The 7,429-nt window shown below is 64.2% G+C and carries 10 protein-coding genes; 6 read left to right on the top strand and 4 right to left on the bottom strand.

All coding sequences use genetic code 11. The features are described 5' to 3' along the window. Positions 1-495 precede the first annotated feature (495 nt). From NN2_RS22945 to NN2_RS37365, 4 genes are read left to right on the top strand one after another with little or no spacing between them, the layout of a single operon-like run. On the top strand, positions 496-822 hold the full coding sequence (locus NN2_RS22945) for a hypothetical protein (protein WP_156511419.1): 327 nt from the start codon (positions 496-498) through the stop codon (positions 820-822). Between the two features lie 49 nt (positions 823-871). Further along, on the top strand, positions 872-1,132 hold the full coding sequence (locus tag NN2_RS36525) for a cold shock domain-containing protein (protein WP_169812438.1): 261 nt from the start codon (positions 872-874) through the stop codon (positions 1,130-1,132). Beyond that, positions 1,125-1,313 (top strand): hypothetical protein, encoded by a 189-nt coding sequence (locus tag NN2_RS22940; protein ID WP_063015925.1) that lies wholly within the window; start codon positions 1,125-1,127, stop codon positions 1,311-1,313. The genes NN2_RS36525 and NN2_RS22940 overlap by 8 nt, the downstream gene beginning before the upstream one ends. Next, positions 1,306-1,818 carry a hypothetical protein gene (locus tag NN2_RS37365; RefSeq protein ID WP_156511418.1) on the top strand — a complete coding sequence of 171 codons (513 nt, stop codon included), beginning with the start codon at positions 1,306-1,308 and terminating at the stop codon, positions 1,816-1,818. Before NN2_RS22940 ends, NN2_RS37365 begins: the two co-directional genes overlap by 8 nt. Positions 1,819-1,957: 139 nt before the next feature. Here the strand turns inward: NN2_RS37365 and NN2_RS37360 are convergent, their stop codons facing one another. Further along, on the bottom strand, positions 1,958-2,278 hold the full coding sequence (locus NN2_RS37360) for a hypothetical protein (protein WP_156511417.1): 321 nt from the start codon (positions 2,276-2,278) through the stop codon (positions 1,958-1,960). A gap of 83 nt (positions 2,279-2,361) precedes the next feature. Between NN2_RS37360 and NN2_RS22935 the strand changes: the two genes are divergently transcribed. Both NN2_RS22935 and NN2_RS22930 read left to right on the top strand, forming a co-directional pair. Next, positions 2,362-2,553, top strand: coding sequence for a hypothetical protein (locus tag NN2_RS22935; protein ID WP_063015924.1), 192 nt, complete (start codon positions 2,362-2,364; stop codon positions 2,551-2,553). 278 nt (positions 2,554-2,831) lie between these two features. Further along, positions 2,832-3,788, top strand: a complete 957-nt coding sequence (locus NN2_RS22930; RefSeq protein ID WP_063015923.1) for an ATP-dependent DNA ligase — start codon at positions 2,832-2,834, stop codon at positions 3,786-3,788. 314 nt (positions 3,789-4,102) lie between these two features. Here the strand turns inward: NN2_RS22930 and NN2_RS37840 are convergent, their stop codons facing one another. The 3 genes from NN2_RS37840 to NN2_RS22915 form a co-directional block, all read right to left on the bottom strand. Continuing rightward, positions 4,103-4,342 (bottom strand): hypothetical protein, encoded by a 240-nt coding sequence (locus NN2_RS37840; protein WP_063015922.1) that lies wholly within the window; start codon positions 4,340-4,342, stop codon positions 4,103-4,105. Positions 4,343-4,683: 341 nt separating this feature from the next. Beyond that, positions 4,684-5,865 carry a hypothetical protein gene (locus NN2_RS22920; RefSeq protein ID WP_063015921.1) on the bottom strand — a complete coding sequence of 394 codons (1,182 nt, stop codon included), beginning with the start codon at positions 5,863-5,865 and terminating at the stop codon, positions 4,684-4,686. A gap of 30 nt (positions 5,866-5,895) precedes the next feature. Next, on the bottom strand, positions 5,896-7,206 hold the full coding sequence (locus tag NN2_RS22915) for a helix-turn-helix domain-containing protein (RefSeq protein WP_156511416.1): 1,311 nt from the start codon (positions 7,204-7,206) through the stop codon (positions 5,896-5,898). Positions 7,207-7,429 lie beyond the last annotated feature (223 nt).

The following is a 7,429-nucleotide window of genomic DNA, read 5'->3' as shown; positions in this document are numbered from 1 at the left end:
TCTAGCCCGCCAACGATGCACACGTGTTTCACGCTGCACCGCGCCCACTGGCGGCACGATCACCCATGTCGAAATCCCACTCGCGGACACGGCGCCGAGCCCGGCTCGCTGAGGCGGCAGCGGGACGGTACCAGACCCGCTGCGCGACCGGCTCCAACGCTGGACACACCCCGGAGGTCTCTCGCAGAGGCCCGACACCGGCGCATTCCGGCGACCGGGCGTGTTGACCGTTCCGTAGTCGAGTCCTGTGTGAAGCACGGGAGCCTGGCGCGAGATAGCCGACGCACGGTGCGGAAACGACATCCGTGCGTCCTGTCGAAGTTCCACGACTGTGAAAGGAACAAAAAGTGACCGTTGTGGCCGTTCCAGAGGTTGGATGTCAAAATAAGCGCGAGAGCGAGGATAGATGCAGAGTCTACCGCTCAGATTCGGGCTCGATGCACACATTGATCCGCGAACAGGTGCCATTCATCTCACGGCGATATCCGTGTCTCAGTGTTGATTTCCCCTGCGCTGGGCCGTGCAGTGGTCGCACTTCTCGACACGGTTCCAGCATTCTCGATCGATCGGCGCGGACATCGTTTGTGGGCGCTGCTGGGCGATGCGCCTGTCTCGCCGGACGATGCCGAACGCGCGACGCGTCTGTTGTTCAAAGTAGGTGCGATATCGGTGCTTTGGAACGCCACGGTCGTGCCCCCTACCGCCGGCAACCCGCATCGAGTCTGGCTGCACCCGCCGCGGGTCGGGCCCGGCCCCGCGCTGGCCGCGATCGGCGAGGCGATCACCGCAGCCGTCTCCCGGGACGCCAGCTTGAACCCGTAGGAAAGTGCCTCTTCATGGCGCGCCGAGATATGAAAGGACCCCCTGCTCGGTGAAGAAAGGAATTATGGAGTGCTACGACAGGAATCGTGGATACGGGTTCATCGCCGGTGGTTCACGAGAGGAGAACATCTTTGTGCATTTCTCCGGTCTGTACGACAAAGGCGCCAACCCTCCTGCTGTCGGTGACACCGTCACCTACGACGTCGTCCCCAGCCGCAACGGCCGGAAAGCGGTCAACGTTCGCATCGTGCATCAACCAACTCCAGCATCCGATCAAGACCACAGCACGGGCGGTTATCGGAATGACTGAACCATTGGACCCGCACATTTCCGCGGCCGGAGAGACCCAGCCGCCGACTATCGTCTGCTCCCTCACCTCGGCGACACCAGAGCCTGAGATTCTTCAACCGCTCGATAACCTCATCTACACCCTGCGGTATCGCTACGAGGCGAGTCGCAGCAACATCCCACAGGCCCGCACCGATGACTGACACGGTACTGCCGACCAGCTGTCGGCTGATAGCCGCGATGGAGGGGGATGTGCCCTTCGAGCACCCTGCAGCCGTGATCCTGCGAGCTGCGTTTCTCTTGGCGACGGCGGATTATTGGATCGATCCCGACACTGCCGCTACGAGCACCTGCGAAACCGGGACAGTGCTGTTGTGGGAGATGGGCATTGACGATGTCAGCGCACTCGTGCGAGCACGGCTGATCGATGACATCAACCACGCCGTCTCATCCCGGGAGATCGGCGCCGCTGTCGATGCTGTTGCCCGCGCATGGTTCGAATACCGCCGTTGTGCCCGCTACCGTGGAGACTCCCGCTTCGACGATGTGCTGTACCACCGAGCAGTTGTCACGCTAACAAGAGCTCGCGCTCGCTATACCCGCCTCCGTCGCAGTATCAAGAGACGGGAAACGACGCCGACTCACGCTGTCCAGCATGTAATTTCCCGTAGTCCGTCTGATTTTGTGGATCGCCGACCCAACTTTTGAATGTATGAAGATTGTTTTACTTCCCATGTCCAGTATTTTCCCGGCCACCGGACCACCACTCAATCCGTCCCGCCGGTGGGCGGAGTCTTCGACCACACCTGAACGAGTTCGCCGGAGGCGTGGTCGAAGTCGGTGCGGACTACCGCGCGGCGTGCCCGGGAAGGGCGACATAGCCGATCCGGTCGCCGCCGGACAGGTCGGCGCGCGATTTCAACCGGGATCCGGGTTCGCGGCGCGACGGGCATCGGTCGAGCTGGTCACCCGCGCCCGCGGCGAGGATGGGGTGGGATAGTCGCGGTATGGGCGAGGTGTTCGCGGTCGGTGATCGCATCGAGTGGTGGAGCGACATCGACGGCGGCCCGGCTGAGCCCGGCGATCCGGGCGCGAAGAAGCACACCGGCACTGTCGCCAGCGTCCACCGCAACCCCAACGACGACAGACCGTGCGCCCAGATCTCCACCGGCCCACCGCGGCGACGTCCTAGACGCGCCGCCTCAGCTCACTGTTGTCAGACCGCCCGGTCGGGTCTCGTATTGTTGACGTGTGCTGGAGGTAGGTTCCCTGGTCAAGAAGTCGGCGGACAGCGACAACGTCTTCGAGATCGTCGAGATCGAAGACGACGCACGGGCACTCATCGCGCCGACTGGAGAAACCGCCCAGGCATCAGGTTCGTATCCGTACTGGTGGCCACTGCGGCTGCTGATCCCCGCCGGGGGCACCGCACCCGGGCACTGAGCCCTGGCATCGCCGCTCGCGCAGCCGGTTTCGGCGCGCGATCTGCGGTCGCCCGAAGGTGCGGGCCAGCAGGTTACGCATCCGGGCCTGAGTCCAGCGTTCGGCGACCTCGGGGTGTGGTTGCGGGATAGTCATGTCCGGTACGACGTCACGCGGCCGGAACTGGTTGCCTGATGCGGCAGACGCACCCCCTGCTGGACAATCAGTGCTGGTCAGCCGCGTGTGGTGGGGTGGTGCCGCTCCGTCGCTGGGTGATTGCCGGAAGTACGCTACTGGGTATGGGACGCGTGCCGGCGCCGATGCTGGCGACCGCTGGGCGGCCGCCTGAGGACCCGGATCTCTGGGCGACCGAGATGAAGTGGGACGGCATGCGCGCTATCACCGTCCTCGACAACGGGGAGCCCAGGCTCTATTCCCGCAACGGGCGAGAGGCCACGGCATCGTTTCCGGAGCTGACCGTCGCGCTGGCCGACACCGCGACCGGTCGGCGGTTCGTGATCGATGGTGAGGTTGTCGCCCCGGAATTGCCGACCGGGATTCCTTCGTTCCGGCGGTTGCAGCATCGAATGCATACCGCGCGGCCGCCGACGGGGTTGATCGCCTCGATTCCGGTGCAGCTGTTCGTCTTCGACATCCTCGCCCTAGACGACACCGACACCACACCGCTTACCTACGTCCAGCGCCGCGACCTGCTCGCCGACTTGGATCTGGCCGGCACCCTGATACGGGTTCCGCCGTACTGGACCGATATCGCGCCCGCGCAGATGCTCGACACCGCCGCCGAGCACGGCCTCGAGGGCATCGTGTCCAAGCGCCTGGACTCGATCTACCGGCCCGGCCAGCGGTCACGCTCGTGGATCAAGACCCCGCTTCGGCGTTCGGCGGATGTGGTTGTCGCGGGCTGGATCTCGGGCAGCCGCCCCCGCATCGGCGTGTTCGGGTCGCTGATCCTGGGCGCCCACACCCCGGCCGGGGAGCTGGTCTACGTCGGCAACGTCGGCACCGGGTTCTCGATGGCGCAGCGGCGGGTCCTGCAGGCGCGCCTGGACGAGATCGCCCACCCGGCGAGCCCGTTCGCGGCGCCGCCGCGGTTCGGGTCGGTGCCGGCGTACTGGGTCGAGCCCGGCTTGGTGGCGACGGTGTACTACCGGGAATTCACAACCACACTGCGCCATCCCAGCTGGGCCGGGCTCCGCACCGATCAGGATGCCCGCGATGTGGGCCTGCCGGATTGAGGCGATGCCCGGTCCGGGGAGCAATTTTGTAGGTGAGGTTCGACGACCGCCGCACTGGCGGACTGGTCTGGACCGACGCGATGCATTCCTCCGGAGGCATCTTGATCGGCGGTGACGAACCATGCTCCCGGCGGGCCACAACTGGCGCGGCATTCAGGAGTGGGTGAGGTCGTGGGTAACTCCATGTACCCGCATCGAACTAGCGCGCGGTTGGCGGCGTTGTCAAGGTTGGCGGTGTGATGTTGCCGTTGGCTCGATTGGCCTTTGAACTGGGGGTATGCTGAAAAGTTGCCCTGTTTGGGACGTGATATCGATTACTGGCGTTGGCGCTGGCCGGTGCCGCTGGCCGACGCCAGCCAATAAATGGCGGGTTTGATGGCAAGTTGGCGACGGCTGGCCAGCAGCATGCCAGAGATGGCAACCGGACAGGAGTTCAGGTTTGTCGTGACCAGCAAGCTCTGAAGGCGGGCGTACTCGACATGATCGACATCCAGCTCCGGCCGGTCCTGCTTGGCCGCGGGCGACGACTGTTCGACGGGCTCCCGGCCGAACACACGGAACTCGATCTGGTGCGCACCTGGAGGATCCCGGTGTCCTGCATCTGCGCTACGTAGTGCGCAAGTAGCCGCGGGACACGTGCGAACTACGCCGCGAGCCCCAGACTTGCTGGGTTCGCCGCCGTACCGTGACCTACAGCGGATCCTGAATCGTCCGCCATCCGCTAATGCCGCACATCGGACCAGATACCGCCGCGCGATCGTTTGCTACTGGCTAGCCTCGGCGGCCAGATAGCTCCCCGCCAAATAGCCGCGAGTGGGGAATTCCAACTGGCCGCTGACAGTCGGGCAGTGCGTCAGGTTCTGGGAGGTCCTTCGGCGGGTGAGGTCGCCGCTCGTTAAGGCAGTATTGGGGGTGGTTCGGTATAGATTGCGGTGACGTGGTCGGCGATGTGGGTTCGTTTGCCGTTGGCGACTTTGTAGAGTGGGCCGGCGCGGCAGTAGTCGGTGTTGATGCCCATATAGGGGTGGGGGCCGATGCAGTCGGGGACTGCGAGCGAGAGCATGGCGGAGTTGCCGAGGAAGCGGGTCATCAGGGCGGGGACAGCGTGTTGATTGGTCCATTGCAGGGTGTTCGGGTCGAGTTTCCACAATGAGATCGGCATGGCTGGGGTCTGCATTTCCTCGAACCATGTTGTTTCTTGCTGGGTTTTGGTGCATTTCCAGGAGCCGATGGAGGCGTAGAAGGAGGCGTCGGGCCCGAGCCAGAGGTCGTCGACTGTGACCCCTGTGGGGAAGGTGTGGTCGGCGGGCTGGGCGGCGGAAAGGTCTGTCGCGCGGGTGGTTCCGTCGAGATGTGCTATCGAGATCCTGGGTGAGGAGGCGCAGCCGCTTCCGTCGTGGGCGATCAGAAACTGTTCCTCGCCGTGTGTGCCTAGGTCGGAGGCGACATGGATTGCGCCGTTGACGAAGTCCCCGTTGACAAGGCTGTCGGAATTGCCGCTTGTGGAGATGATCCGCAGCGCGGTGTGGTTGGTGTTGTGGGTCATGTAGTCGTTTTGCAGCACGAGATCGGTCCTGCTTCCGAATATCGGCTGTTCATCGTCGGGGTTGGCGGGCAGGGATACGGGTCGGCCGTCGGTTGCAGGGCCTGGGTCGTACCGGAGGAATTGGCGCCCGGTGCCGGGGTCGCCGATGACGAGGAACGAGTGCTCGGCGAAAGCGGTCAGGTTGCCGCATTTAAGGCACGAGGTTTTGGTGACTTGGCCGGAGACGGTATTGACGAGGAGGAGTTTGTCGGCGTCGTCGCCGGCTTCGGGTAGTGCGGCGATGTACGCCCCGTCGTTGCTCCACGCGACGGTGCTGCTGAGAGACAGGATCACGGGCACTTTCGCGACGACAATGTTGCCGCGGACCACGGTGAGGTCGTCAATGGTGGTGTAGGCGTAGGCAACATCGCGGCTGGCCGGTGGTGTGAAAGGCGGCGCGGACGCTGGCCGGGGCACGACCAGGGCTACGACCGCGGCGACGGCCGTCACTGCGATGGCGGACAGGATGAGGAGCAGCGTGCGAATTCTCATGTGCCGTGCCTTATCTGTGCTCGGCGGCTGTCAATTCTCGGTTTTGGGGTCGGCGCGGGTCCATGTCTTTCGGTCGTTGGTTTGTGTGTAGAGCGCCTGGTAGGCCGAGAAGCGATGCGCCGAGTCCGGAGGTTGCGCTCGTGCGGTGATGGCGAACGGTTTGTCGCCGGCTCCGATGTCCTGGTAGACCGATCCGAGGCGGGTCGTCACGACGATCCGGACGCGGAAGGTGCAGCTGTAGATGTTGGTGACTGCGCCCAGAGTGAAGGTTTGGGTCTGGCCCGGTGTCAAGGGGATCGTCTTGGCGGTGAAGTAGTTGGGGCCGGCGAGGCGGTAGCCACCGTCCTGGGTCCAGACCATCTCCTGGGCCACAGGGGCGGGGTTGTCCAGGTTGAAACCCACTTTGATGTTCTCTTCAGGTCCGCCTTGGGTGTATTGCTGGAACATGGTTCCGGTGTAGGGGTCGCCGCATTGCTTGACCGCGGACATCCCTGTGATCGTGATCGGTTCGGTGGTGTTGGCGCGGACGGTCAATGTGGCTACGCCCTTCTCGAACGGCACGACCTCGTGCGCGGCGGACCAGTCGGCGAACGCATGCGAGTCCGACATAACGTGTGTGTTGAACGCGGCCAGTTCGGCGTCGGTCATGTCGAGTTTGTTCGCCATGACGAAATGAAAATCGCCGTCTTCGTTGCCCAGACGGGTTGCATTCAGGACTTGCAAGGGCGGCGTCGTGGTCGAGGCCGGTGTGACAACAGGGGGCGCCGTGGTGGTCATGCTTTCCACGATCGGCAGATCCTGTGAAGTCGAACGAGTATGGCCGCCGACGCTCTCGGCCACCAGCACGGCGGCTATCGCTACGACGATGACCGCCAGGATCGCGCCGATCGCCAGCCGGATGGGAATTGTTCGTGGGCCGGGCGGTCGATGGTCGCTCGAAGTGGCCTGGCTGAGCGTGTCGGGCGGCGCGGCGGCTGTGTCACTGTGTACCCGTGCGGCAGTTTCGAGCCAAGCGCTTCGATCTTCGTACGGCACGCCGCACAGCGCGAGGTAGAACTCGAGCCGGTCGTCCTTGGTGGCGCCGTTTTTGACATCGTTCTCGGACAGGACGATTCGGCGTCCCTGCTCCATGTCCGATATCAGGTTCCGTTTCAGAGGCGCAGCGGCGAGCCCGCTGGGTGGGTTCGTCAGTGGCCGCCTCTTATCGGCTTTGTCGGCGAGCTCGCGCAGCCCGATCTTGGCGTGCGTGCGTGTGGCGCGAAGCGCCGCGCCCAGTTGCGCGGGGGTCTGGATATCTGCTAGGTCGCCGCGGCTGACCGGCCCGTTGCCATCAAGTCCCACTGCGCCTCCAGCCTTTCCCGATATCAGCCCCCGGTTGGGTCAGCTTTTGTGTGGTTGTCGATTGTCCACCAAAAGTTCCGACCTGTCCGGCGTGTCCGACGGACAACCTCGGACAGCTTTGTCTGCCTGTGGAAATCGGTTGCAGTGTCCGGGTGCTGTCGGGCGGTGGATCGGCCACCAAACGTGCGGATCGCAGCGGCGATCGACGCCGCCGAGGTTGATG

This window comes from Nocardia nova NBRC 15556, from assembly GCF_001613005.1.
Taxonomy (GTDB): Bacteria; Actinomycetota; Actinomycetes; order Mycobacteriales; family Mycobacteriaceae; genus Nocardia; species Nocardia nova.
This window is presented reverse-complemented; position numbering and strand designations above follow the sequence as displayed.